Here is a 24,924-nt window from a genome sequence, read left to right as displayed (position 1 = left end):
CCATGCGCACTCAGGTTGCCATCATCGGAGCGGGACCGGCGGGACTCCTGCTGGGGCGCGCCTTGGAGCTTCAGGGCATCGACACGGTCATTCTCGAGCGGAGGAGCCGGGACTACGTGCTCGGCCGAATCCGGGCCGGCGTCCTGGAGCAGGGAACCGTCGAGTTCCTGGACGCGATCGGGGTCGGGGCGCGCATGCATGCGGAAGGGCAGGTGCATACGGGGGTCGAACTGTGCTTCGACGGCGAAAGCCACCGTCTCGACTTCGCTGACCTCGTCGGGCGCAAGGTCATGGTATACGGCCAGACGGAGGTGACGCGCGATCTCATGGCGGCCAGGGACGCATCCGGGGCCGGGATCATCTACGAGGCCGAGGGCGTTTCCCTGCACGACTTCGACGGCAGCGCTCCCAAAGTCCGTTACGTCAAGGACGGCGTGGCGCACGAGGTGAGCTGCGATTTCATCGCGGGCTGCGACGGCTTCCACGGGGTCGCCCGCGCCTCCGTGCCGGAGGCTGCGATCCGAACCTTCGAGCGGGTCTATCCGTTCGGGTGGCTCGGCATCCTGGTGGACAGGCCCCCCGTCGCCGACGAGCTGATCTACGCCCATCACGAGCGCGGCTTCGCGCTCTGCTCCATGCGTTCGCCGACCCGCAGCCGGTATTACATCCAGTGCGGCGCGGACGAGCGGGTCGCCGACTGGTCGGACGACCGTTTCTACGACGAGCTGCGACGTCGCGTCGATCCCGAGACGGCCGACCGCCTGGTGACGGGGCCGTCCATCGAGAAATCGATCGCACCCCTGCGCAGCTTCGTGGCCGAGCCGCTCCGTTTCGGAAGGTTGTTCCTGGCGGGCGACGCCGCCCACATCGTGCCGCCGACGGGCGCCAAGGGTCTCAACCTCGCGGCCAGCGACGTGGTCTATCTGGCGCAGGCCTTGAGCGAATTCTACGGTGATCGCTCCGAGGCCGGGATCGACGGCTATTCGGAGCGCGTGCTCCGGCGAGTGTGGAAGGCGGAGCGCTTTTCCTGGTGGATGACCTCGATCCTGCACATCTTTCCGGAAACAGACGCGTTCGGACGGCGGATTCAGCGGGCGGAGTTCGATTATCTGAAAGGCTCCCGCGCCGCCGGACAGTCTTTGGCCGAGAATTATACAGGGCTTCCTTTTTGAGAATATGTGAGCTGCGACCTCATCCTGAAAGAAACTCATAGCAGCGTCTCGAAGCCTCATCCTGAGGGCCCGCGCAGCGGGCGTCTCGAAGGATGGTCCAGTGTTCACCGGATACACTTCGCTAGAGCCTCCTTCGAGACGGTCTGACGGCCTCCTCACGATGAGGTCGAGATAGACTCGAACGGATTCAGGTAGTGCTCCGATTGAATACACCGTTCAAAAGAGACACGATCGCAAACGTCTAATATTTAGGCAGTTATTCACGTGTCGATCCTGTTTTTCCCTTGTTTTCGGCGCGTCTCAGCAGATCCTGAATCCTTCGCCGAACCTTCTGCGACTTAAGGCTAAGGCTTTTCCGTTTATCCAATGGTTTAAGTTACAGCCGCCCTTTCTTGACCCTATGGGTTCACCGCCACACGATAGGCCCACAAACACGGGTCTGAACAAGACCAGGGAACGGAAGAAAGGGTGGAACTCATGTTGAACCTCAAGAAGGCGCTCCTCGCGCTCAGCTGCAGCGTCCTGGCGACCTCGGCCTATGCGCAGGCGCAGCAGGTCTCGGACGGCGTCGTGAAGATCGGCATTCTCAACGATCAATCCGGCGTGTACGCGGATTTCGGCGGAAAGTATTCCGTCGAGGCGGCCAAGATGGCCGTGGCCGATTTCGGCGGCAAGGTTCTGGGCGCACCCATCGAGATCATCAGCGCCGACCACCAGAACAAGCCCGACATCGCGTCGAGCATCGCGCGCCAGTGGTACGACACCGAGAAGGTCGATTCCATCATGGAGCTGACGACCTCGTCCGTGGCGCTGGCCGTGCAGGGCCTGTCCAAGGAAAAGAAGAAGATCAACATGGTCACGGGTGCGGCCACCACGGACCTCACCGGCAAGCAATGCTCCCCCTACGGCTTCCACTGGGCCTACGACACCCACGCCCTGGCGGTCGGCACCGGCGGCGCGCTGGTCGATAACGGCGGCAAGAAGTGGTTCTTCCTCACGGCCGATTACGCCTTCGGCTATTCGCTCGAAGGCGAAACGTCCAAATACGTGAAGTCGAAGGGCGGCCAGGTGCTGGGCTCCGTGCGCCATCCGCTGAGCGCCAACGATTTCTCGTCTTTCCTGCTCCAGGCCCAGAGCTCCGGCGCCGACGTGGTCGGCCTCGCCAATGCGGGTCTCGACACCGCCAACGCCATCAAGCAGGCCTCCGAGTTCGGCATCACCCAGAGTGGCCAGCGCCTCGCGGGCCTGCTGTTCACCCTGGCGGAGGTCCACGGCCTCGGCCTGAAGGCCGCTCAGGGCCTGACCCTCACGGAGGGCTGGTACTGGGATCAGAACGATGAGAACCGCGCCTTCGCCAAACGCTTCATGGAGAAGACGGGCCGCATGCCCAACATGATCCATACGGGCACCTATTCGGCGGTCTCGCAATACCTGAAGGCGATCCAGAAGGCCGGCACGGACGCGACCGAGCCGGTGGCCAAGGCCCTGCACGAGATGCCCGTCCAGGACATCCTGACCAAGAACGGCAAGGTGCTGCCCAACGGCCGCATGGTCTACGACATGTATCTCTTCCAGGTGAAGAAGCCCGAAGAGAGCAAGAGCGAGTGGGACATGTACAAGCAGCTCGCCACCGTGCCGGGAGACCAGGCCTATACGGCCTTGGCCGAGAGCGGCTGCGCGCTGACCCAGTAAGCCTGAAACGACACGAGGGCGGGCGCGCATCCGGTGCGCCCGCCCTTCTTGCCACCAGAAGACCCTCGGAGCTTCCTCCTCATGCGTTCAGCCTCGCACCAGGATTGCCGATTGCCATGACGGCTCACGCCCAACCCATCCTGAGCGCCCGTGGGCTGACCATGGAATTCCGCGGCTTCGCGGCGGTGAAGAACGTGACCCTCAACGTTCAGGAGGGCACGATCCACGCGCTGATCGGCCCGAACGGCGCCGGCAAGACGACCGTCTTCAACCTCCTGACAAAATTCCTCACGCCGACGCGGGGCGAGATCACCTTCCGGGGTGATACGATCACCAAGATGGCGCCCGCCGAGGTGGCGCGGCTCGGCCTCGTGCGATCCTTCCAGATTTCGGCGGTCTTTCCGCACCTGACCGTGCTCGACAATGTCCGGGTCGCGCTCCAGCGACCCTCCGGCCTCGCCACCCAGTTCTGGCGCTCCTCCAAGACGCTCGCGGGCCTCGATGCGCGGGCTCATGAACTCATCGACGCCGTCAACCTCTCGACCTATGCCCATCTGCCGGCCGTCGAGCTGTCCTACGGCCGCAAACGCGCGCTCGAGATCGCCACGACCCTGGCGCTGGACCCGGCCATGCTGCTCCTCGACGAGCCCATGGCGGGTATGGGGCATGAGGATATCGGACGCGTCTCCGACCTGATCCGGCGCATCGCCAAGGACCGGACGGTCCTGATGGTGGAGCACAACCTGAACGTGGTGGCCGATCTCTGCGACCGGGTGACCGTTCTGGCCCGAGGCGAGATCCTGGCCGAGGGGACCTACGACGAGGTCAGCCAAAATCCCGCGGTGCGCGAGGCCTATATGGGAAGCGAGCATGAGTGAGGCGCCTTACCTGGAAGTTCGCGGGCTTCAGGCCTGGTATGGGGAAAGCCACGTGCTGCACGGGGTCGACCTCGACATCCGCGAGGGCGAGACGGTGGCGCTTCTCGGCCGCAATGGGGCGGGCAAGACCACCACCCTGCGCGCCGTCATGGGCATCCTGCGCAAGCGGGAGGGCGCCATTCGGCTCAAAGGCCAGGACCTGCTCCGCAAGCCCCTCCACCACGTGGCACGGGCTGGCCTCGGCTACGTGCCGGAGGAGCGCGGGATCTTCGCCAGCCTCACCGTGGCCGAGAACCTTCTCCTGCCGCCCAAGGTGGCCGAGGGCGGCATGAGCGTGGACGAGATCTACGCCCTGTTTCCGAACCTCCATGAGCGTCGCACCAGCCAGGGCACCAAGCTCTCCGGCGGCGAGCAGCAGATGTTGGCCATCGCCCGCATCCTGCGCACGGGCGTCACGACCCTCCTGCTCGACGAGCCGACGGAGGGCCTGGCTCCCGTCATCGTCCAGCGCATCGGCGACGTGTTGGTGGAACTCAAGAAACGCGGCATGACGATCCTTCTCGTGGAGCAGAACTTCCGTTTCGCCCGCAAGGTGGCGGACCGGTTCTACCTGATGGAGGACGGGCGCATGGTGGGCTCCTTCCCGGGCCACGAACTCGATGCCCGCATGGGCGAGCTGCAAGAGGTGCTGGGAGTCTAGCCATGAACACCATCTTCGGCGTCCCGGCGCCCGCTCTTTACGGCCAGGTTCTGCTTGGCCTCATCAACGGCTCCTTCTACGCGATGCTCAGCCTCGGGCTGGCGGTCATCTTCGGCCTGCTCCGCATCATCAACTTCGCGCACGGAGCCCAGTACATGCTGGGAGCCTTCGTGGCCTACCTGCTGCTCTTCTACGGCGGCGTGGCCTATTGGCCGGCCCTGATCCTGGCGCCTGTGATCGTTGCGGGCGTCGCCATCGTGATCGAGCGCACCATGCTGCGACGGCTCTACGGCCTCGACCCGCTCTACGGACTTCTTCTGACCTTCGGTCTCGCGCTCATCATCGAGGGGCTGTTCCGCTATTGGTTCGGCACCTCGGGCAAGCCCTACGCGCCGCCCGCCGCCCTGACGGGGGGCGTCAATCTCGGCTTCATGTTCCTGCCGATCTATCGTGGCTGGGTGGTCGTCGCCTCCCTGGCGGTCTGCATCGGGACGTGGCTGCTGATCGAGAAGACCCGTCTCGGCGCCTACCTTCGGGCCGCGACGGAGAACCCCGTCATGGTCCAGGCCTTCGGCGTCAACGTCCCGCTGCTGCTGACCCTGGCCTATGGCCTCGGCGCGGGTTTGGCGGGCCTCGCGGGAGTGCTGGCCGCCCCGATCTATCAGGTCAGCCCTCTCATGGGCTCCAACCTCATCATCGTGGTCTTCGCCGTGGTGGTGGTGGGCGGCATGGGGTCGATCCTGGGCGCCATCCTGACGGGCTACATGCTCGGCCTGCTGGAGGGCCTGACCAAAGTCTTCTATCCTGAAGCCTCCAACATCGTGATCTTCGTGATCATGGCTGTCGTGCTGCTGATCCGGCCGGCAGGATTGTTCGGCCGGGAGGCCTGACCATGACCATCGCCGTCAAGAACCCCACAGCCGCTCCCGATATCCGAACCCCATCACTGGTCTTCGGCTTGGTCGCGGTCGCGGCGCTGCTGGCCGCGCCCTTCGCGTTCTATCCCGTCTTCCTGATGAACATCCTGTGTTTCGCGCTGTTCGCCTGCGCGTTCAACCTGCTCATCGGCTATGTGGGCCTCCTGTCCTTCGGCCATGCGGCATTCTTCGGCGGCGCGGCCTATTTCACTGCACATGCCGTTAAGGAATGGGGTTGGGAGCCGCTGACGGGTATCCTGCTCGGCGTCGCCGGCGCGGCGGGGATCGGCCTTGTGGTCGGGTTCCTGGCGATCCGCCGCCAGGGCATCTACTTCTCGATGATCACCCTGGCGCTCGGCCAGATGTTCGCCTTCATCTGCCTTCAGGTGCCCTTCACGCACGGCGAGGACGGCATCCAGGGCGTGCCGCGCGGGCGGATGCTCGGGATCTTCGACCTGAGCGAACCGCTGACGATGTACTACGTCACCCTGGCGATCTTCCTCTTCGGCTTCTTCGCCATCTGGCGCATCGTCAACTCGCCGTTCGGCAACATCCTGAAAGCGATCCGCGAAAACGAGAACCGCGCCGTATCGCTCGGCTATCGCGTGGACCGCTACAAGCTCGGAGCCTTCGTGATGTCGGCGGCGCTCGCCGGCCTCGCGGGCGGTACCAAGGCCATCATCTTCCAGTTCGCGACCCTCACGGACGTGCAATGGCAGATGTCCGGGGAGGTGATCCTCATGACCCTGCTGGGCGGGATCGGGACCATGGTCGGGCCCGTGGTGGGCGCGGGCCTCGTGGTGACGCTCCAGCATTATCTGGCGGCTTCGGACTTCCCGGTCACGGTTCTCATCGGCGTCATCTTCGTGATCTGCGTGCTCGTCTTCCGGAAAGGCATCGTGGGAGAGATTCTGGCGCTCCTGAACCGGCCTTCCAAGAAGGTTTGAGGGCGATCTCGCCATGGCGGATGACGCATTCGATTACGTGGTCGTTGGAGCCGGGTCGGCCGGCTGCGTCCTCGCGAACCGGCTGTCCAAGGACCCTGCCAACAAGGTCTGTCTCCTGGAGGCGGGGGGCAAGGACAACTGGATCTGGTTTCACATCCCGGTCGGATATCTCTTCGCCATAGGCAATCCGCGCTCCGACTGGATGTTCACCACAGAAAGCGAGCCGGGCCTCAACGGCCGGGCACTAAACTATCCGCGCGGGAAGGTGATCGGCGGCTCCTCGGCCATCAACGCCATGATCTATATGCGCGGCCAGCGGGAGGATTACGACCATTGGCGCCAGCTCGGCCTGGAGGGTTGGGGCTGGGACGACGTCAGACCGATCTTCCGGGGGCATGTGGATCACTACCTCGGCGCGGGCGAGCATCACGGGGCCGGAGGCGAGTGGCGGGTCGAGGAGCCGCGCATGCGCTGGCCGATCCTCGATTCCTTCATCGAAGCCGCCGAGCAGGCCGGGATCCCGCGCAGTTCCGATTTCAACACCGGCAGCAACGAGGGCGTCGGCTATTTCCACGTGAACCAGCGCGGCGGTCGACGCTGGTCATCGGCGCGAGGCTTTCTCAAGCCTGCCCTGAAGCGCCCGAACCTGAAGCTCGAGATCCATGCCCAGGTCCTGCGGATCCTGTTCGAGGGCCGCAAGGCCGTGGGGGTGGAGTTCCGCCAGGGTGGCTTCACCCGCCGGATCCGCGCCCGGCGGGAAATCATCCTGTCGTCCGGCGCCATCGCGTCGCCGCAGCTTTTGCAGCTTTCAGGTGTCGGCGACGGCGACACCCTGCGTCGGCTCGGGATCGACGTCGTTCATCACCTCCCCGGTGTCGGCGCCAATCTCCAGGATCACCTCCAGCTGCGGCCGATTTACAAGGTCCGGGGCGTGCGGACGCTGAACGAGCAATACGGCTCGCTTTTCCGTAAAGGCTATATGGCCTTGGAATATGCGCTTTTCCGGCGCGGGCCGCTGACCATGGCTCCGTCCCAGCTCGGCGCGTTCACCCGCTCCTCGCCGGATTACGCGACGCCCAATCTCCAATTCCACGTCCAGCCCCTGTCCCTCGACAAGTTCGGAGAGGCTCCCCATACCTTCCCGGCCTTCACGGCCAGCGTGTGCAATCTCAGGCCCACCAGCCGGGGCAGTGTCGGGATCAGGCAGGCGGATCCCTTCGAGAAACCCTCGATCCGGCCGAATTACCTCTCGACGGAAGAGGACCAGCGAGTGGCCGTCGATTCCTTGCGCCTCGTGCGCCATATCGTGTCCCAGCCGGCTCTCCAGCGGTTCCACCCGCAGGAGTACAGGCCCGGAGGCGACCTCGTGTCCGACGAACAGCTTCTCGACGGGGCCCGCGCCATCGGGACCACGATCTTCCATCCCGTCGGGACCGCCAAGATGGGGCTGGGAAGCGATCCGATGGCCGTCACCGATGCCCGGCTCCGGGTTCACGGCATCCAGGGCCTTCGGGTGGTCGACGCGTCCGTGATGCCGACCATCACCAGCGGCAACACCAACACCCCCACGATCATGATCGCCGACAAGGGGGCGACGATGATCCTGGAGGACGCTAGGGCAGCGGCAGGAATGAGCGGGCGGGCGTCTTAAGCTGGTCTTTGGCTGATATATTGCTCTTATTTTGGAATTGTGGTCTGAGGCACCGACATACTCATTATTAGAAAATAGGAATATGAACCTTTCATTTCTCGGTGTGAGATCTCAATGTCACTGACCGTTCGCCAAACGGCGATTTCTGACGTGCTCGTGCTTGTCCCGCGCCGGTTCGGCGATGCGCGCGGCTGGTTTGTCGAGACCTACAGCACGCGCGCCTATGAATCGCTTCTCGGGGATGTGACATTCGTTCAGGACAACCAGGCGTTCTCGGCGCAGGCCGGCACGCTGCGCGGCCTGCACTTTCAGGCCCCGCCCGAACCTCAGGCCAAGCTCGTCCGCGTTCTCAGGGGCTCCATCTTCGACGTGGCGGTCGACCTTCGGCGCGGCTCTCCCACTTATGGGCAATGGGTGGGCGAGACGCTCACGGGCGAAGGGGGCGAGCAGATCTTCGTGCCCCGCGGCTTCGCTCACGGCTATTGCACGCTCGAGCCCGACACCGAGGTCGCCTATAAGGTCGACGGCTTTTATGCGCCCTCGTGCGACGGCGGCATCCAGTGGGACGATCCCGCCATCGGCATCGACTGGCCGATCACGGCGGCGGAGGCCGTCTTGTCCGACAAGGACAAGGGGCTGCCTGCCTTCGAGAGCTTTGTCTCCCCATTCCAGTACCGGCCTCCAGGGGCCTGAGCCCCATCTCGAGCCAGAGATACGTCTCGCATGTCCTCTTCTCCTCACCGCATCATCGTCACCGGCGGCGCCGGCTTCATCGGATCGGCCGTCGCCCGCGAAATCATTGCCGGGACACCCCACGCGGTTCTCGTTCTCGACAAGCTCACCTATGCGGGCAACCTCGATTCCCTGAAGCCGGTCGAGAACGATCCCCGCTACAGCTTCGTGCGGGCCGACATCCTGGATACCGCCCGCATGAGCGAGGTGATGGGCTCCTTCCGCCCCACCATGGTGATGCACTTGGCGGCTGAGAGCCACGTCGACCGCTCCATCGACGGGCCGGGCGCCTTCATCCAGACCAATGTGGTGGGCACCTACAGCCTGCTGCAGGCGGCTCTGGGCTATTGGCAGGGTCTGCCGGGCTTTGAGAAGGACGCCTTCCGGTTCCACCACGTCTCCACCGACGAGGTGTTCGGCTCGCTCGGCCCCGAGGGCTTCTTCACGGAAGCGACAGCCTACGATCCGCGCTCGCCGTACTCGGCCTCGAAGGCGGCTTCCGACCATCTGGTGCGGGCGTGGCATCATACCTACGGGCTGCCCACGCTCGTGAGCAACTGCTCCAACAATTACGGGCCCTATCACTTCCCCGAGAAGCTGATTCCGCTCGTCATCCTGAACGCGCTCGAGGGCAAACCCCTGCCGGTCTACGGCGACGGCTCGAACGTGCGCGACTGGCTGTTCGTAGAGGACCACGCCCGGGCGCTGCTCCGGATCGCGCAGACGGGGGAGGTGGGTGAGAGCTACAATGTGGGCGGCCACAACGAGAAGACCAATCTGGAGGTCGTGGAGGCGATCTGCCGGATCCTGGACGATCTGGCGCCGGATGGGGCCATCGGGGCGCGCCGGGGGCTGATCACCTTCGTGAAGGACCGTCCGGGGCACGACCGGCGCTATGCCATCGACGCGGCCAAGATCGGCCGGGAGCTTGGCTGGACGCCTCGTGAGACCTTCGAGACCGGATTGGCCAAGACGGTGCGGTGGTATCTGGAGAACCGGCCGTGGTGGGAGCGGATCCGCTCGGGCATCTATCGCGGCGAACGGCTGGGGGCGGGCGCATGATCCTCCTCTTCGGCGCAGGCGGACAGCTCGGACAGGAATTGACCGCTCTGGCGGGTGCCCGGGGGGTGCCGTTGACGGGCCTGAGCCGGCATGAGGCCGACCTTGCCGACCCGGCGGCCGTGACGCAGGCCATTCGTTCGTCCGCCCCGCGTCTCGTGGTCAATGCGGGCGCCTACACCAAGGTGGACAGGGCTGAGAGCGAGTCCGAGGAGGCGTTCCGGACCAACGCGACCGGCCCCGCGGTTCTGGCCCGAGCCTGCGCGGTGGCTGGGATTCCGCTGGTCCATGTGTCCACAGATTATGTGTTCGACGGCAGCAAGACAGGCCCCTATCGGGAGAGCGATCCGATCGCGCCGATTGGGGTCTACGGACGCAGCAAGGCGGCGGGCGAGGCGGCTGTCCGGGACCATTGGGACCGGCACCTGATCCTGCGCACGGCCTGGGTCTATGGCGTGTACGGGGCAAACTTTCTCAAGACGATGCTTCGTCTGGCGGGCGAGCGGGACGAGTTGCGGGTCGTGGCCGACCAGCGGGGATGTCCCACCTCGACGGCCGACCTGGCCCGCGCGATCCTCCAAGTGGCCCGGCGGATCGACGAGGGGCAGGCGGCGTTCGGAACCTATCACGTCGCGGGGCAGGGGGTGACCACCTGGCATGGCTTCGCGTCGCGGATCATAGAGGCGCAGCAGCCCTTCACGGGGCGTCGGCCGGCGGTGACGGCGATCACGACGCGGGACTATCCGACGCCGGCCCAGAGACCGGCCAATTCGGAGTTGGATTCCAGCCTGTTTGCCCAAGCCTTCGGCTTTACGGCGCTGCCCTGGGAACAAGCCACGGACGAGACCGTCCAGGCCTTGTTGGGCAATCGCTCATAGATAGGCGATCATGCGGCCGGCCAGTAGTGCCAAGATCCAGGCTGCGAGGGATATGCCCGCATAGACCCTCGCATCCGGGGGGAGGAGCCCGCCTCTCAACCTAGCCCCGAAGCGGGCGTGAAAGAGTGCCACGTTCGCGATGCCGAGGGCGATGAAGATAAGCTTGGCGTAGAAAGCCGGGTTCACGCCCAGGGCTCTCGCCTCCGCGGCGAGCAGGATAACGCCGGTCGGGATCTGCAGGGCGAGGCCCGCCGCCGCCAGCGGAATCGCGTAGCGGCCCACCTGCCAGGCGTTGTGCCCTCTCTCGGCCAGAACCTTCAGGTCGAATACCGCGATGCCGCCCACGAGCAAGGAGGCTCCGAGCACATGGAGCAGGTTGGCAATCGTGAAGGTCCACGCCGAGTGCCGGGCCGTATGCCCGACCCAGGAACTCTCTAAAGCCGCCAACAGGTCGAGATACATGACGGGTCAGCGCAACTCGTATGTCTTGCCGTCTGCGATGAGACGCTCCGCCCGCATCTCCGTGGCAACGCGGGTGGAGGGATACCCTTCGAGGCTGATCGTGGTGCCAGGCTTGAGCATGTCGGGCTGGAGGCCGCGGGCGCTCATTCGGAACGGTGGGGCCAGCACCGCTTCCCAAGGCTTCCCGTCATGTTCGACAGTCACATGGACATGGGGATTGGCCCATTCGACCTCCGCAATGGCACCCGTCATCGTGAATTTCTTCCCGGCGTCGTAGCTCCCCCACCCATGGTGTGCATAGGCTAAACCGCCGCAAGCCAGGGCGCCAAGCAGACAGGATCCGAACAGCATTATTTTCATGGACTGCCTCCAGAGCTCGAGCGCACCCCGAGAGCATCTAGGCGCATCCCCGCCATGGCTAGACGGGAGACTTCACGTTTTCGGGAGGGCGTTGTGGTTCCCCGCTACTCACCTTGCTGCAGGACGATGTCGGAGGTCTGCTGGATTGGGCCACCGGGAGTCAGGTTGTCGGCGACCGTGATCCGAAGCGTGCCGGATCCGTCGTTGCGGATTGTCAGGCTCGATCGTGTATCGCCATTGATCGGGCGAGGCCAAGTGATGGCCAGATTGATCAGGTCGCCCTTGCGCGTGCCTGAGAGGCGGGCTGGTCCGGCATTGGATCCGATATAGGTGCCTTGGTACCGACCGGACGCTGGATCGTAGGTCAGCTCTACGCCGATCTGCCGCTGTACGATCACGGCTGCGCGGCAATTGCCCTGGATGGAGATATGATTTTCCCCAGGGGCCAAGCCTTTCAGGTTGCAGCGGACGTTCCAGGGACTCGAATCGACGCTGCGTTGAACCTTGCCCGATCCATTCCATCCGCCCTTGAAACGGTCCAGGTAATTGTCTTCCGCGGCCTGGGCCAGGGTCGGGCTGAGGAACAAGAGTAGAGCAGCTGTGGTCGCATGGTTCAACATTGTCGTCACCCAGCGTTCTGATCGAGGGGCTAACCCGAGGGTCAGGGTCTTGTTCCGCAGGGCTCTTGAACGGATGCCCGAATCTCCCTGCGTCGCCTATATCGGTGGCAGCCAAGGGATGTCGCCCGTGAAGTCCAGTGAAGCGTTGCAGGAAGCCGTTCTCGTCGTGAACACGCAGTCGCGCTGGGGGCAGCGTTATTATGACATGGCAAAACGGGAGATCGAACGACAGGGAATTCGCCTGACGGAAGCCTATCCGGTTCGCGACGCGGCCCGGATTGTCGGTATCGTCGAGGAGGCGATCGGCCGAGGCCACCGGTTCATCGTCGTGGGCGGCGGGGACGGGACCGTCAGCTCCGTGGTGTCTCTCCTTGCCGGTCGGGACATCGTGCTGGGAATTCTTCCCATGGGGACCGCCAACAATTTCGCTCGGGCCAACGGCATCCCGCTGGGGCTTGAAGGGGCGGCGCGGGTCCTGGCGCAAGGCGCCGTCGCGCGGGTCGATCTCGGTCGAATCAACCAGGAATGCTTCACCAATGCGGTGTCGATCGGCGTGACAAGCGCCATCCACCGCAGTTCTTCGGACGCCATGAAGCGTCATCTGGGCCGCTCGGGCTACCTGATGGTAGCCTTGAGCCGCCTTCGCTCCTATCGCGCGTTCGCATGCCGCCTTGTCCTGGACGGCAAGCCCGTTTGTCTTGAGACGTTGGATCTCCGGATCGCCAACGGGCCTTATCACGGCGGCCTGGTGGCGCTTCCGGAGGCCCGGATGGACAGTGGGCGGCTCGTGGTCCGCGCCATCAAGGGAGCCTCGCCCTGGGTTCTCGGCAGGATGTGGATGCAGATCGCCCTGGGACGAACCCGGGATCCAGATCTTTTGGACGTGTTCGAGGCCCGAGAGATCGAAATCGCCACCGAGCCCGAGCAGTTCGTCTCCGTGGATGGAGAGGCCCTGACACGGACACCGGTGCGGATCGGGGTCCTGCCCGCCGCCCTGCGGCTTAAGGTTCCGAAGGCCTAGTCCATCACGCCAGGGCGAAGTCCCGCCGCCATGCCTCGAGATCCGGCAGCGCCACGTTGGAACCGCACAGCACAAGGCCGATGACGGCATCCTCCGGCAGCGACGACGCGACCGTCCCGGCGGCTGTCAGCACGCACGCGGCGGCCGGTTCGCAGAGCAGTTTCTCGGTCTGAAGGATCCAGGTGAGATCCGACACGACGGGTTTGTCCTCCACGAGGAGGATCGTCTCCAGGAACGACTTGGCCGCCAGGAGAGTGCGCTCGGTCGCGAAGGGGGCCCCGAGAGTCCGGGCGATCGAGGTGGACCGGATGGTGACGGGGCTGTCGGCTTTCAGGGCTTCCGTCATCGTCTGGGCGCCCGTCGTTTCGACCCCGTAGACCTTGATGGACGGACGCTTCGCCTTCAGGCCCGACGCGACACCCGCCATGAAGCCGCCGCCGCCGATGGAGACGAAGACGTGGGTGAGGTCGGGCGCGTCGTCGAGAAATTCCAGGCCGACGGTGCCGTGCCCGGCGATGATGGCCGGATCGTCGTAGGGATGAACGAAGAGCTTGCCCTCCCGCTCATAGGCTTCGGCCTTGGCGAAAGCCTCGGCGGAATCCTCGCAGAGTTCGACCTTCGCGCCGTATTTGAGGGTCAGGTCGATGTTGAAGCGCGGCGTGACCTTCGCCATCAGAATCAGGGCTTCGATCCCCAGCGTGTTCGCCACCCGAGCGAGGGCGATGGCGTGGTTGCCGCCCGAGACCGTGACAAGACCGCGCCGGCGCTCGGCTTCGCTGAGGGTCAGGATCTTGTTGAAGACGCCGCGGACCTTGAAGGAGCCGGCGATCTGCAGGGCCTCCATCTTGAGGAACGTGCGCCGGCCGAGCCGTGCGGAGACGTCGGCGCTCTCGTAGGCGGGCGTGCGCCGCACGAGGCCGCGAATGCGCTCGCGCGCGGTCTCGATATCCGACAGGGTCACATCGAAGGGGGGCATGGTTTGGTCCGTCAGCTGAGAGCGATGCACTCGATCTCGAGCAGCATCCCGTGCGGGAGCCTGCCGATCTCGACCGTCGAGCGCGCAGGGTAGGGGGCATGGAACGTTGCGGCGTAAACTTCGCTCATTCCGGCGAAATCATCGAGATTCGTCAGGAAAACGGTGGTTTTGACCACCTTGTCCATGGCGCTTCCCGCCTCGTCCAGGATAGCCCGGATATTGGCGAAGACGGCCTCGGTCTGGGCTTTGATGTCGCCCGCGCCCACGAGCCTGTTCTGCGGGTCCAGGGGCAACTGTCCCGAGACGAAGATGTAGTCTCCCGCCCGCACGGCCTGCGAATAGGGGCCGAGCGGCTGGGCGGCCCGATGGGTGAGGATGGCGTCGCGGGTCATGATCCGGCTTTGGAAGGCGCGCGATCATGGTCTGGGGATCGCACCGGGTCAACCGGCCGCAAGCGCTCCGGCCCGGAATTGTCTCACCCCTAATTCGAGCTTGACCGTCCGATCCTCCCGGTTGGATGCTGACCGCGATTCCGAGAGGTCCCCATCGATGTCCCTGTCTTCCCGCGAAATGCTCGCGCGCTTGGTTGCGTTTCCCAGCGTCTCCACCAGCAGCAATCTCGACCTCATCCATTTCTGCCGGGATTGGCTGCAAAGCTACGGGGTCGAGAGCAATCTCGTCATGAGCCCGGAAGGCGACAAGGCCAATCTCTACGCCACCATCGGCCCCCAGGTCGAAGGCGGGATCGTCTTTTCGGGCCACACGGACGTGGTCCCGGTCGAGGGCCAGGCCTGGACCAGCGATCCCTGGACGCTCACCGAACGCGACGGAAAGCTCTACGGGCGCGGCGCCACCGACATGAAGGGATTCGATGCCCTCGTGCTGGCGCTGGTGCCCGAAATGGTGAAGGCGCCGCTCAAGCGGCCCGTGCACATCGCGTTGTCCTATGACGAGGAATTGGCCTGCCGGGGCGCTCCGTCCATGGTGCGGCGGATGGCCGAGACCCTGCCGACGCCGGCGGCCGTCATCGTTGGCGAGCCGACGCGCCACGCGGTCGTGACCGGCCACAAGGCGTCCGTGCAGATCCGCACGGACGTGACGGGCTTTGCGGTCCATTCCAGCCGCATCGACCAGGGCGTCAGCGCCGTCATGAACGCGGCGCGCCTGATCGCGTGGCACGAAGACGTGATGGAAGAGAACCGCCGGAGAGCCGACCCCGAGAGCACGTTCGAACCGCCCTATACAACTCTTCATTGCGGCATGATGGTGGGCGGCACGGCCGCCAACATCGTATCCTCATCCGCCTGGTTCTACAGCGATATCCGGGCCATTCCCACGGAAAGCCCCCTCGATTATCTCGACCGCTACAAGGCCTATATCCGGGATGTGATCGAGCCTCGCATGAAGGCGGTGATTCCCCAGACGGGGGTGAGCGTCGAGTTGATCGCCGAAGTTCCCGGGCTGCGCCCGGAGAGCGACGGGGAGGCCGAGCGCTGGACGCGGCGGATCACGGGCGACAACGCCACCCATGTGGTGGCCTATGGAACGGAAGCGGGGCTGTTCCAGCGCGAGGGCTGGTCGACCGTGGTCTGTGGGCCTGGCGACATCGCCCAGGCGCATCAGCCCGACGAGTATATCGAGGTGAGCGAGCTTGAGGCGGGCGAGCGCCTGCTGCGGCGCATCGTTCACGATCTCTGTGCCTAAATACTAAGCATGACAGGCCAAGAGAGGGCTAGACCGCCGAGGCGAACCCTGTCTAACTTCTGCGGCAAGGGAGCCGGAGCCGCCTCGGATAGGCTCTCCCACAACAAAAAATCCCGCGCAACGACGCGGGACCTTCCATTGGAGAACGACAACCGATGAAGACCAGGACAGCTCTTCTGGCGGCTGCGGGAGCAGCCCTCCTCGCCAGCACCGCCTTCCCGGCCATGGCCGTGACGCTTCGCTACGCCAATCAGGGCGACCTCAAGTCGCTTGACCCCTACACGGTCAACGAGACGACCACCAACGCACATCTGGGGCATGTCTACGAGGGTCTGACGAAGCGCGGCAAGGATCTCAAGATCGAGCCGGGTCTCGCCGAAAAGTGGGAAATCAGCGAGGACGGCCTGACCTGGCGCGTCTTCCTGCGCAAGAACGTCAAGTTCCACAATGGGAATCCCTTCACGGCCGACGACGTGATCTTCTCGGCGACCCGCGTCCGGGCGCCCGGTTCGAACTTCCAGACCCGTGTTCCCAGCGGTGCCGAGTTCGTCAAGGTCGACGATTACACTATCGACGTGAAGTTGAAGTCCCCCAACCCGATCCTGAACTACCAATGGGATACGTGGTACATTCTCGACAAGGAATGGGCGGAAGCCAACAACGCCGTCGCACCGACGCCCGCCGCCGCCACGACGCCGAGCTACTCGGCTCTCAACGCCAACGGCACCGGCCCGTTCAAGATCGAGAGCCACCAGCCCGGCGTGAAGACCGTGTTCAAGGTCAACAAGGATTGGTGGGGCAAGCCCGAGCATAACCTCGACGAAATCGTCTTCACGCCCATCGGCTCCGACGCGACCCGCGTGGCAGCTCTCCTGTCGGGCGAGGTCGACGTGATCGAGCCCGTTCCGCTGCAGGACATCCAGCGTGTGAACAGCAGCGCGAACGCTCAGGTCATGTCCGGCCCCGAGCTGCGCACCATCTTCCTCGGGTTCGACCAGACCCGCGACGAGCTGCTGTTCTCGAACGTGAAGGGCAAGAACCCGTTCAAGGATCCGAAGGTTCGCGAGGCTTTCTTCAAGGCCATCGACATCGAGACCATCAAGTCCCGCGTCATGCGCGGCCTCGCCACGCCGTCGGCTCTCATGATCGCGCCGGAGCTCTTCGTCTTCGCGAAGGATTTCGAACGCCCGAAATATGATCCCGAGGGCGCCAAGAAGCTCCTGGCCGACGCCGGTTACGCGAACGGCTTCGAAGTCGGCATGGATTGCCCCAACGACCGCTACGTGAACGACGAGGCGATCTGCCAGGCCGTCGTCAGCATGCTGGCCCGCGTCGGCGTGAAGGTGAACCTCATGGCGCAGCCGAAGGCGCAGTACTTCGGCAAGGTCCTGAAGTCCGGCAACTACAACACGTCGTTCTATCTGCTGGGCTGGACGCCGGGCACCTTCGACAGTCACAACGTCCTCTTCGACATCGAAGGCTGCCGCGACAACGCGCAATCCTCGCGCGGCGAGTCCAACCTCGGCAATTATTGCAACAAGAAGCACGACGAGCTGACCGACAAGATCCTGGTCGAGGGTGACAAGGCCAAGCGCGACCAGATGATCAAGGAAGCCTTCCAGGAGACCGTGAAGGATTACGGTTACATCCCGCTGCACCAGCAGGCTCTCGCCTGGGGCGTGTCGAAGAAGGTGAAGCTGAACCAACGCGCCGACAACTCGGTGCTCCTCTACTGGGCCCGCAAGGAATAACGCGCGCCTGATCCCGAATCCCGGAACCCGCCTGGCGGGTTCCGGGGTGTCGCGCTCAACAGTGCCCGGACGACGCTAGGTCTCCGAGGACACCGGGGTTTGAAAACCGGAATGCTTGCTTTCATCATCCGCCGAGCCCTCCAGGCGATCGGCGTTCTGCTGACTGTCGGAATCATCGCTTTCGCGATGTTCCGCTTCGCCGGCGATCCGGTAAACCAGATCGTGTCCCTCGATACGCCGGCCGCCGAACGAGAGCAGGTGCGCCTTTCCCTCGGACTCGACGATCCCGTGCCGGTGCAGTTCGCACGCTACCTGTTCCGGGCCGCGCAAGGCGATTTCGGCGTGTCCTACCAGTTCCGCCAGCCGGTCTCGGATCTCCTCGCCGAGCGCGTTCCGGCCACCATGGAGCTGGCCCTGTGCGCCACGATCTTCGCCACGGTCTTCGGCGTCCTGATGGGCGTGTATTCCGGATTGAAACGGGACAGCATCCTGGCCAAGGTCTTCCAGACCGTCTCGCTCGTGGGCATTTCCCTGCCGACCTTTCTCATCGGCATCCTGCTGATCTACCTGTTCTCCGTCACCTTGGGCTGGCTGCCGTCCTACGGGCGCGGCGATACGGTCAGGATCGGGTGGTGGACCACCGGATTTCTGACCCTGTCCGGCTGGACGGCGCTCATCATGCCGTCGATCACCTTGGGGCTGTTCCAGATGACGCTGATCATGCGTATCGTGCGGGCCGAGATGCTGGAGGTCCTGCGAACGGACTACATCAAGTTTGCAAGGGCGCGCGGCCTCACCACCCGGGCGATCCACTTCGGGCACGCCCTGAAGAACACCCTCGTGCCCGTCATCACCATCGTGGGCCTGCAATTCGGCTCGGTCATCGCCTTCGCGATCATCACCGAGACCGTTTTCCAGTGGCCCGGCATGGGGCTTCTCTTCGTCCAGGCGGTGCAGAACGTCGACATCCCGATCATGGCCGCCTACCTCATGCTGGTGGCGCTCATCTTCGTCGTCATCAACCTCGCGGTCGACATCCTCTACACGGTCGTGGACCCGCGTCTGCGCACCACCATCCGGCAGCCGGCGTGAGGAGCGAGCCATGACCGAAGGATTGCAATCCGCTCCCGTCCTCGCGCCGGACAAGGCGCCCGCCGCGTCCTCGCCGTGGCATGCCCGTTTCCTCGACAGCGACATCTGGGCAAGCTTCAAGCGCTCGAAGCTGACCATGCTGGCAACCTTCCTGACGCTCCTGTTCCTCCTGGCCGCAATTCTGGCTGGGCTCGTGGCCCCGCAGAACCCCTTCGATCCGGCGCAGCTCGACCTCCTCAACAGCCGCATCCCGCCCCTTTGGGAAGCCGACGGGGTGGCGCCTTATCTTCTGGGGACGGACGAGCAGGGACGCGACGTTTTCTCGGCCATCCTCTACGGCCTGCGCGTCTCACTCCTCGTGGGTTTCCTGGGAGTGGCCTTCTCGGCGACGCTGGGCATCGCGCTCGGCCTGATCGCGGGCTATTTCGGCGGCACCGTGGACGCGGTCATCATGCGGGTGGCCGATGTGCAATTGACCTTCCCGGCCATCCTCTGCGCCCTCCTCGTGGACGGGGTCGTCAAGTCGGTGGCCGGCGGACAACTCAGTCCAGCCGCCACCTTGGGCGTCCTGGTCTTCTCCATCGGTCTGAGTTTCTGGGTCCAGTACGCCCGAACCGTTCGCGGTTCGGTGATGGTGGAGAAGAACAAGGACTACATCGCGGCGGCCCGCCTCATCGGCCTCCCGGCCCCCGTCATCATGTTCCGGCACGTGCTGCCGAACGTGCTGGGGCCGGTCCTCGTGATCGCGACCATCAACCTCGCGCTGGCGATCATCACGGAAGCGACGCTCTCCTTCCTTGGCACCGGCATGCCCGAGACCATGCCGTCGCTGGGCACCCTGATCCGCATCGGCAACAATTACCTGTTCTCCGGCGAATGGTGGATCATCGCCTTCCCCGGCGTCGCCCTGGCGATCCTCGTCCTCTCGATCAATCTCCTGGGCGATTGGCTGCGTGACGCCCTGAACCCGAGACTCAGGTAGGGGAGCGGAGAAAAGCCATGTCGCAACCCGTTCTGTCCGTCCGGGACCTCCATGTGGAGTTCGTCACCCGCCGGGGCGTGCTCAAGGCCATCGACGGAATCTCCTTCGACATTGCCAAGGGCGAGGTGCTCGGCGTGGTCGGCGAGTCCGGCGCCGGCAAATCCGTGACGGGATCCGCCGTCGTCGGGCTGATCGACCCGCCCGGCCGCATCGCCGGAGGCGAGGTTATCCTGTCGGGCATGAGGATCGACAATCTGCCTCCCGAAGAGTTGCGCCGGGTTCGCGGCAAGCGCATCGGCATGATCTTCCAGGATCCCCTCACGAGCCTCAACCCGCTCTACCGGGTCAGCGAGCAACTCGTGGAGACGATCCGCACCCACACGAACCTGTCGTCGTCTGCCGCCCGCAAGCGGGCCATCGATCTTCTGGCCGAGGTCGGGATTCCGGCGCCGGACAGGCGGATCGACAGCTACCCGCACGAGTTCTCGGGCGGCATGCGCCAGCGTGTCGTGATCGCGCTCGCGCTTTGCGCCGAACCCGAGCTCATCATCGCCGACGAGCCGACCACGGCCCTCGACGTTTCCGTCCAGGCCCAGATCATCACCCTGCTCAAGCGCCTCGGGCGCGATCACGGCACCGCCATCATGCTGGTCACCCACGACATGGGCGTGATCGCCGAGACAGCGGACCGGGTTGCCGTCATGTATGCCGGCCGCATCGCGGAGATCGGTCCGGTCCGGGACGTGGTGCAGAACCCGCTGCATCCCTACGCCAAGGGCCTGATGGGGGCGATCCCGTCCCTGGAGGTCGAGACGGACCGTCTCGTTCAGATTCCTGGCTCCATGCCCCGCCTGTCGGCGATACCGACGGGCTGCGCCTTCAATCCGCGCTGTCCCTTCGCCTTCGACCGATGCCGCGTCGAACGGCCCGAACCGATCCAGCGCGACCTGCACCGGGTCGCGTGCCATCTCTACGACGAAACGACCATCCGAGCGGAGGCCCTGGCGTGACCGAACGCTCCTATGTGCAAGTCGACAACCTCCGCCGCGTCTTCGACGTGTCGAAGCCCTGGCTCAACCGCATGCTGGAGCGGGAAGAAAAGCAGTTCCTGAAAGCGGTGGACGGGGTCTCCTTCGACATCGCCAAAGGCGAGACCTTTGCGCTCGTAGGGGAGTCGGGCTCGGGCAAGTCCACGGTCGCCCGCATGGTGGTCGGTCTCCTGCCGCCGAGCGCCGGGGGCGTCACGATCGACGGCGTTGCCATGGCCGGGCGCACGGACGCGGCGCAGCGGCAGCGCCTGCGGCGGCGGATCCAGATGATCTTCCAGGATCCCTATGCGAGCCTCAACCCGCGCTGGCGGGTGGATCGCATCATCGCGGAGCCGATCAGGGCCTTCGGCCTGCTCGAGGACGACGCCCAGATCCGCAACCGGGTCGGAGAGCTTCTCACCCTCGTCGGCCTTCATCCCGATGACGGGCGCAAGTTTCCGCATGAATTCTCCGGAGGGCAGCGCCAGCGCATCGCCATTGCCCGCGCGCTGGCGTCCAATGCGGAGTTCATCGTCTGCGACGAGCCGACCTCGGCCCTCGATGTGTCGGTACAGGCGCAGATCCTCAACCTGATGCGCGACCTCCAGGATCGGCTGGGGCTGACCTACCTGTTCATCAGCCATAACCTTGCCGTGGTCCGCCACATGGCCACCCGGATCGGGGTGATGTATCTTGGACGGATCGTGGAGATTTCAGGCGGCCGGGAACTCTTCCTGGCTCCGAAGCACCCCTATACCCGCATGCTGCTGGACGCGGTGCCGGATGTGGGGATGTCCGGTCGCCAGCGCATCCCCGTGAAGGGTGAGATCCCCAACCCCATTCACCCGCCCAGCGGCTGCACCTTCAATCCCCGCTGCCCCTTCGCCAACGATCGTTGCCGGCGGGAAATCCCGCCGCTCCTGGGCGGCGTGGCCTGTCATGCGGTGCACGAAGGGCGCATCACCATTCCGGCCGCGGCCTGAGGCTGTCTCAGGGGCCCTGGAGGCTGGCCCACAATCCCTCCAGCATTTCGGGCCGGATCACGAAACCCGAGGCGGCGCGGATATAGGCCTCCTGGCCTGCGGGCGCCTCCGAGGTCTCCGCCCAGTGCAGGGCCTCCCGAAGCGAGGCGAATTCTCGTCCGTCGCTCCAGTCCACCTGGCCCTCGTCGATGGTGGCGCCGGCCGTCTCGTACTGGATGACGGCCGGTGCGTTGAGGTCGGTCTCGGTCAGCATGGCAGGCTCCCGGGAGGGTCGCGGTTGACCATGCAACGGGACTGACTGGAAGTCGTTCCCGGAAGGACCCTAGACGACCCTCACGTCGAGGGTCCCGATGCCGTCCACGCCGCCCGACAGCACGTCCCCCCGCTGCACCGCTCCGACGCCGGAGGGAGTGCCGGTCATGATGATGTCGCCGGCCGCCAGGGTGAAGTAGGCCGACAGATAGGCGATGGTGTCCGGGACGTTCCAGATCATCTGGGAGAGGTCGCCGGTCTGGCGCCGGGCCCCGTTCACGTCGAGCCAGATCTCTCCGGCCGCCGGGTGTCCGGCCTCGGAGACGGGAATGAGGGGCCCGCAGGGAGCCGAGGCCTCGAAGGATTTGCCGATTTCCCAGGGGCGGCCCATCTTCTTGGCCTCGCCCTGCAGATCGCGCCGCGTCATGTCGAGGCCGACGCCATACCCGAACACGTGGTCGAGCGCGTCGCCCGGGGCGATGTCGGTGCCACCTTTGCCGAGCGCCACGATCAGCTCGATCTCATAGTGCACATCCGAACTCTTGACGGGATACGGGAAGATCCCGGAGGTGTTGAGGGCGTCGGGGTTCTTTTGAAAAAAGAAGGGTGGTTCGCGGTTCGGGTCGTGCCCCATTTCCTTGGCGTGCTCCGCGTAATTGCGCCCGACGCAGTAGATGCGCCGGACCGGAAAACGCAGGTCGCTTCCCTGAACCGGCAGGGACGGAATGGCGGCGGGCTCGATGACGAAGGCGGAGGAGGCCGGACGGTCGGTCATTCTGAGGTCTTTCAATGAAATGCGAGGTGCGGGGTTCAGGCGGGAAGCGCCGCGGCTCCTTGGGCCTTCGCCTCCCGGCGTCGTTCGTGGAGGACCCATTCGGTGTAGCCGTTGGGCTGCGCCCGGCCCTTGAAGACGAGATCGCAGGCGGCCTGGAAAGCCGGACCCTCGAAGTTCGGCGCCATGGGACGGTAGAGCGGATCGCCCGCATTCTGCCGGTCGACCACCTCGGCCATCCGCCGAAGCGTCTGCATCACCTGGGACTCCGAGACGATGCCGTGGTGGAGCCAGTTGGCGATATGCTGGCTCGAAATGCGCAGGGTCGCCCGATCCTCCATCAGGCCGACATCATGGATGTCCGGCACCTTGGAGCAGCCGACCCCCTGGTCGATCCAGCGAACCACGTAGCCGAGGATGCCCTGGCAGTTGTTGTCGAGCTCCTGCTGCACCGCATCCGGAGCCCAATTGGATTGGGAGACAGGGATCGTCAGGATATCCGCGAGCCGAGCGCGCTCCCGGCCCCGCAGCTCCGCCTGACGGTCATGCACGCTGACTTGATGGTAGTGCAGCGCGTGCAGGGTCGCGGCCGTGGGGGAGGGCACCCAAGCCGTGTTGGCGCCCGATTGCGGATGGCCCACCTTCTGTTCCAGCATGTCGGCCATCTTGTCGGGGGCCGCCCACATGCCCTTGCCGATCTGGGCCTTGCCAGGCAGCCCGCAGGCGAGACCCACATCCACGTTGTTGTTCTCGTAGGCCTTGATCCAGGCCGTCAATTTCATGTCGTTCTTGCGGATCATCGGACCCGCTTCCATGGAGGTGTGGATCTCGTCCCCCGTGCGGTCGAGGAAGCCCGTGTTGATGAACACGATTCTGTCCGCCGCGGCCTGGATGCAGGCCTTGAGATTGACGGTCGTGCGCCGCTCCTCGTCCATGATTCCCATCTTCAGCGTCTGGCGCGGGAGCGAGAGCATGTCCTCGACGGCCGCGAAGAGATCGTTGGCGAAAGCCACCTCGTCGGGACCATGCATCTTCGGCTTGACGATGTAGACCGAACCCGCCCGGCTGTTGCGGATGTCGCCCCGTGCCTTCAGGTCGTGCATGGCGATGAGCGAGGTCACGGCGGCGTCGAGCAGGGTCTCGGGGATGTCCTGGCCGCTCTCGTCGAGCACCGCATCCGTGAACATGTGGTGGCCCACGTTGCGCACCAGCATGAGGCTGCGCCCATGCAGGCGGACTTCTTCTCCCCCAGGGCCGCGATAGACGCGATCCTTGTTGAGGCGGCGCTCGACGGTCCGGCCGCCCTTCTCGAAGCTTTCCACCAGATCGCCGCGCATCAGGCCAAGCCAGTTGCGGTAGACGACGACCTTGTCGTCCGCATCGACCGCCGCAACGCTGTCCTCCAGGTCCATGATGGTGGAAACGGCCGATTCCAGGACGAGATCGGACACGCCCGCCGGGTCGTCGGCGCCGATCGGGCTTGCGCGGTCGATCGCGATCTCGAGATGCAGGCCGTTATGCCTGAGCAGGATCGCCTGGGGCGCCGAGGCCTCGCCGCGATAGCCGAGGAACTGGGCCGGGTCTTTCAAGGTCGTACGCGCGCCGTCCTCGAGCGTCACGATCAGTGCGCCGTCCTCGATGCCGTAGGCCGTCGCCTTCCCGTGGGAGCCGCTCTCGAGGGGGGCGGCTTCGTCGAGGATCTGGCGGGCGCGCGCCACGACGGCGGTGCCGCGGGCCTTGTTGTAGCTGCCCGACCGACCCATGCCGTCCGACTCGGGCAGGGCGTCCGTGCCGTACAGGGCATCGTAGAGACGTCCCCAGCGGGCATTGGCGGCATTCAGCGCGTAGCGCGCATTGGAGATCGGCACCACGAGCTGGGGTCCGGCCACGCGAGCGATCTCGTCGTCGACGTTCTGCGACGACACGGTGACGCTGGCGGGCTCCGGCAGGATATAGCCGATGTCGCGCAGGAAGCGCTCGTATTCGGCCATGTCCAAGGGGCGGCCCTTGCGCTCCCTGTGATAGGCGTCGATCTTGGCCTGGAGCTCGTCGCGAACCTTGAGGAGCTCGCGGTCACGCGGGGCGAAGGTCTTCACGAGGCCTGCGAAGCTCGTCCAGAAGGCGTCCGGGGAGATTCCCGTTCCCTGCGCGGCCTCCCCGATAAAATCGTGGAGAACCTTGGCGACCTTCAATCCCGCAACCTCGACCCGTTCCATATCGGACCTGCCTCCCTTGAATGCCGGGCGAACATAGTGCGATCGTCCCTCCAGTCCAAGCTTAACCCATGCCCGGCGG

General features: G+C 64.9%; 25 protein-coding genes. 17 read left to right on the top strand and 8 right to left on the bottom strand.

Annotated features, from left to right (window positions below; all coding sequences use genetic code 11):
- Positions 1-2 precede the first annotated feature (2 nt).
- From pobA to rfbD, 10 genes are all read left to right on the top strand, one after another.
- Positions 3-1,172: a 4-hydroxybenzoate 3-monooxygenase gene (pobA, locus tag ILT42_RS02605; RefSeq protein WP_204213754.1), complete on the top strand. Its 1,170-nt coding sequence runs from the start codon at positions 3-5 to the stop codon at positions 1,170-1,172.
- A gap of 477 nt (positions 1,173-1,649) precedes the next feature.
- The gene (locus ILT42_RS02600; protein WP_204213753.1) at positions 1,650-2,864 is read left to right on the top strand and encodes an ABC transporter substrate-binding protein; all 1,215 of its coding nucleotides are present in this window, start codon (positions 1,650-1,652) and stop codon (positions 2,862-2,864) included.
- Positions 2,865-2,980: 116 nt separating this feature from the next.
- The gene (locus ILT42_RS02595) at positions 2,981-3,742 is read left to right on the top strand and encodes an ABC transporter ATP-binding protein (protein WP_204213752.1); all 762 of its coding nucleotides are present in this window, start codon (positions 2,981-2,983) and stop codon (positions 3,740-3,742) included.
- The gene (locus tag ILT42_RS02590; protein ID WP_204213751.1) at positions 3,735-4,442 is read left to right on the top strand and encodes an ABC transporter ATP-binding protein; all 708 of its coding nucleotides are present in this window, start codon (positions 3,735-3,737) and stop codon (positions 4,440-4,442) included. The genes ILT42_RS02595 and ILT42_RS02590 overlap by 8 nt, the downstream gene beginning before the upstream one ends.
- A gap of 2 nt (positions 4,443-4,444) precedes the next feature.
- Positions 4,445-5,332, top strand: a complete 888-nt coding sequence (locus tag ILT42_RS02585) for a branched-chain amino acid ABC transporter permease (RefSeq protein ID WP_204213750.1) — start codon at positions 4,445-4,447, stop codon at positions 5,330-5,332.
- A 2-nt stretch (positions 5,333-5,334) separates the two neighbouring features.
- Positions 5,335-6,306: a branched-chain amino acid ABC transporter permease gene (locus ILT42_RS02580; RefSeq protein WP_204213749.1), complete on the top strand. Its 972-nt coding sequence runs from the start codon at positions 5,335-5,337 to the stop codon at positions 6,304-6,306.
- 13 nt (positions 6,307-6,319) lie between these two features.
- Positions 6,320-7,957, top strand: coding sequence for a GMC family oxidoreductase (locus tag ILT42_RS02575; protein WP_204213748.1), 1,638 nt, complete (start codon positions 6,320-6,322; stop codon positions 7,955-7,957).
- A gap of 114 nt (positions 7,958-8,071) precedes the next feature.
- The gene (gene rfbC, locus ILT42_RS02570; protein ID WP_204213747.1) at positions 8,072-8,650 is read left to right on the top strand and encodes a dTDP-4-dehydrorhamnose 3,5-epimerase; all 579 of its coding nucleotides are present in this window, start codon (positions 8,072-8,074) and stop codon (positions 8,648-8,650) included.
- Between the two features lie 30 nt (positions 8,651-8,680).
- The gene (gene rfbB, locus ILT42_RS02565) at positions 8,681-9,751 is read left to right on the top strand and encodes a dTDP-glucose 4,6-dehydratase (RefSeq protein ID WP_204213746.1); all 1,071 of its coding nucleotides are present in this window, start codon (positions 8,681-8,683) and stop codon (positions 9,749-9,751) included.
- Positions 9,748-10,626: a dTDP-4-dehydrorhamnose reductase gene (gene rfbD / locus ILT42_RS02560; RefSeq protein ID WP_204213745.1), complete on the top strand. Its 879-nt coding sequence runs from the start codon at positions 9,748-9,750 to the stop codon at positions 10,624-10,626. Before rfbB ends, rfbD begins: the two co-directional genes overlap by 4 nt.
- Here rfbD and ILT42_RS02555 read toward each other — a convergent pair.
- From ILT42_RS02555 to ILT42_RS02545, 3 genes are all read right to left on the bottom strand, one after another.
- On the bottom strand, positions 10,621-11,088 hold the full coding sequence (locus ILT42_RS02555; protein ID WP_204213744.1) for a hypothetical protein: 468 nt from the start codon (positions 11,086-11,088) through the stop codon (positions 10,621-10,623). The genes rfbD and ILT42_RS02555 overlap by 6 nt on opposite strands.
- 6 nt (positions 11,089-11,094) lie before the next feature.
- Positions 11,095-11,439: a DUF6152 family protein gene (locus ILT42_RS02550; RefSeq protein ID WP_229428423.1), complete on the bottom strand. Its 345-nt coding sequence runs from the start codon at positions 11,437-11,439 to the stop codon at positions 11,095-11,097.
- A 113-nt stretch (positions 11,440-11,552) separates the two neighbouring features.
- Entirely contained in the window at positions 11,553-12,068 is a 516-nt protein-coding gene (locus ILT42_RS02545) for a hypothetical protein (protein ID WP_204213742.1), read from the bottom strand.
- A 127-nt stretch (positions 12,069-12,195) separates the two neighbouring features.
- On the opposite strand from ILT42_RS02545, the gene ILT42_RS02540 reads away from it, so the two are divergent.
- A complete protein-coding gene (locus ILT42_RS02540; protein ID WP_204213741.1) occupies positions 12,196-13,089 on the top strand; it encodes a diacylglycerol/lipid kinase family protein in 894 nt (297 codons plus the stop codon).
- 4 nt (positions 13,090-13,093) lie between these two features.
- On the opposite strand, the gene ILT42_RS02535 is transcribed toward ILT42_RS02540, so the two are convergent.
- Together ILT42_RS02535 and ILT42_RS02530 are read right to left on the bottom strand one after the other, a co-directional pair.
- Positions 13,094-14,065, bottom strand: a complete 972-nt coding sequence (locus ILT42_RS02535; protein WP_204213740.1) for a threonine ammonia-lyase — start codon at positions 14,063-14,065, stop codon at positions 13,094-13,096.
- A gap of 11 nt (positions 14,066-14,076) precedes the next feature.
- Complete coding sequence (locus ILT42_RS02530; RefSeq protein ID WP_204213739.1) at positions 14,077-14,457, bottom strand: RidA family protein; 381 nt, start codon at positions 14,455-14,457, stop codon at positions 14,077-14,079.
- Between the two features lie 157 nt (positions 14,458-14,614).
- Here ILT42_RS02530 and argE point away from each other — a divergent pair, with 157 nt between their 5' ends.
- The 6 genes from argE (at position 14,615) to ILT42_RS02500 (ending at position 21,605) form a co-directional block, all read left to right on the top strand.
- The gene (gene argE / locus ILT42_RS02525) at positions 14,615-15,769 is read left to right on the top strand and encodes an acetylornithine deacetylase (RefSeq protein ID WP_204213738.1); all 1,155 of its coding nucleotides are present in this window, start codon (positions 14,615-14,617) and stop codon (positions 15,767-15,769) included.
- A gap of 155 nt (positions 15,770-15,924) precedes the next feature.
- Positions 15,925-17,520 carry an ABC transporter substrate-binding protein gene (locus ILT42_RS02520; protein WP_204213737.1) on the top strand — a complete coding sequence of 532 codons (1,596 nt, stop codon included), beginning with the start codon at positions 15,925-15,927 and terminating at the stop codon, positions 17,518-17,520.
- 111 nt (positions 17,521-17,631) lie between these two features.
- Positions 17,632-18,612, top strand: a complete 981-nt coding sequence (locus ILT42_RS02515) for an ABC transporter permease (RefSeq protein ID WP_204213736.1) — start codon at positions 17,632-17,634, stop codon at positions 18,610-18,612.
- Positions 18,613-18,622: 10 nt separating this feature from the next.
- Positions 18,623-19,594 (top strand): ABC transporter permease, encoded by a 972-nt coding sequence (locus tag ILT42_RS02510; RefSeq protein ID WP_204213735.1) that lies wholly within the window; start codon positions 18,623-18,625, stop codon positions 19,592-19,594.
- Positions 19,595-19,611: 17 nt separating this feature from the next.
- On the top strand, positions 19,612-20,604 hold the full coding sequence (locus ILT42_RS02505) for an ABC transporter ATP-binding protein (RefSeq protein ID WP_204213734.1): 993 nt from the start codon (positions 19,612-19,614) through the stop codon (positions 20,602-20,604).
- Between the two features lie 71 nt (positions 20,605-20,675).
- Positions 20,676-21,605 carry an ABC transporter ATP-binding protein gene (locus ILT42_RS02500; RefSeq protein WP_229428421.1) on the top strand — a complete coding sequence of 310 codons (930 nt, stop codon included), beginning with the start codon at positions 20,676-20,678 and terminating at the stop codon, positions 21,603-21,605.
- Positions 21,606-21,612: 7 nt separating this feature from the next.
- Here ILT42_RS02500 and ILT42_RS02495 read toward each other — a convergent pair whose 3' ends face one another.
- The 3 genes from ILT42_RS02495 to ILT42_RS02485 form a co-directional block, all read right to left on the bottom strand.
- Positions 21,613-21,858 carry a hypothetical protein gene (locus ILT42_RS02495; RefSeq protein ID WP_204213732.1) on the bottom strand — a complete coding sequence of 82 codons (246 nt, stop codon included), beginning with the start codon at positions 21,856-21,858 and terminating at the stop codon, positions 21,613-21,615.
- Between the two features lie 69 nt (positions 21,859-21,927).
- Positions 21,928-22,632, bottom strand: a complete 705-nt coding sequence (locus ILT42_RS02490) for a fumarylacetoacetate hydrolase family protein (protein WP_204213731.1) — start codon at positions 22,630-22,632, stop codon at positions 21,928-21,930.
- 35 nt (positions 22,633-22,667) lie between these two features.
- A complete protein-coding gene (locus ILT42_RS02485) occupies positions 22,668-24,845 on the bottom strand; it encodes a malate synthase G (protein ID WP_204213730.1) in 2,178 nt (725 codons plus the stop codon).
- Between the last annotated feature and the right edge of the window lie 79 nt (positions 24,846-24,924).

The sequence above is a fragment of the Microvirga pudoricolor genome, assembly GCF_016892705.1.
Classification (GTDB): domain Bacteria; phylum Pseudomonadota; class Alphaproteobacteria; order Rhizobiales; family Beijerinckiaceae; genus Microvirga; species Microvirga pudoricolor.
Note: the sequence above shows the minus strand (reverse complement) of the source record. Positions and strands in the feature narration are given on the sequence as shown.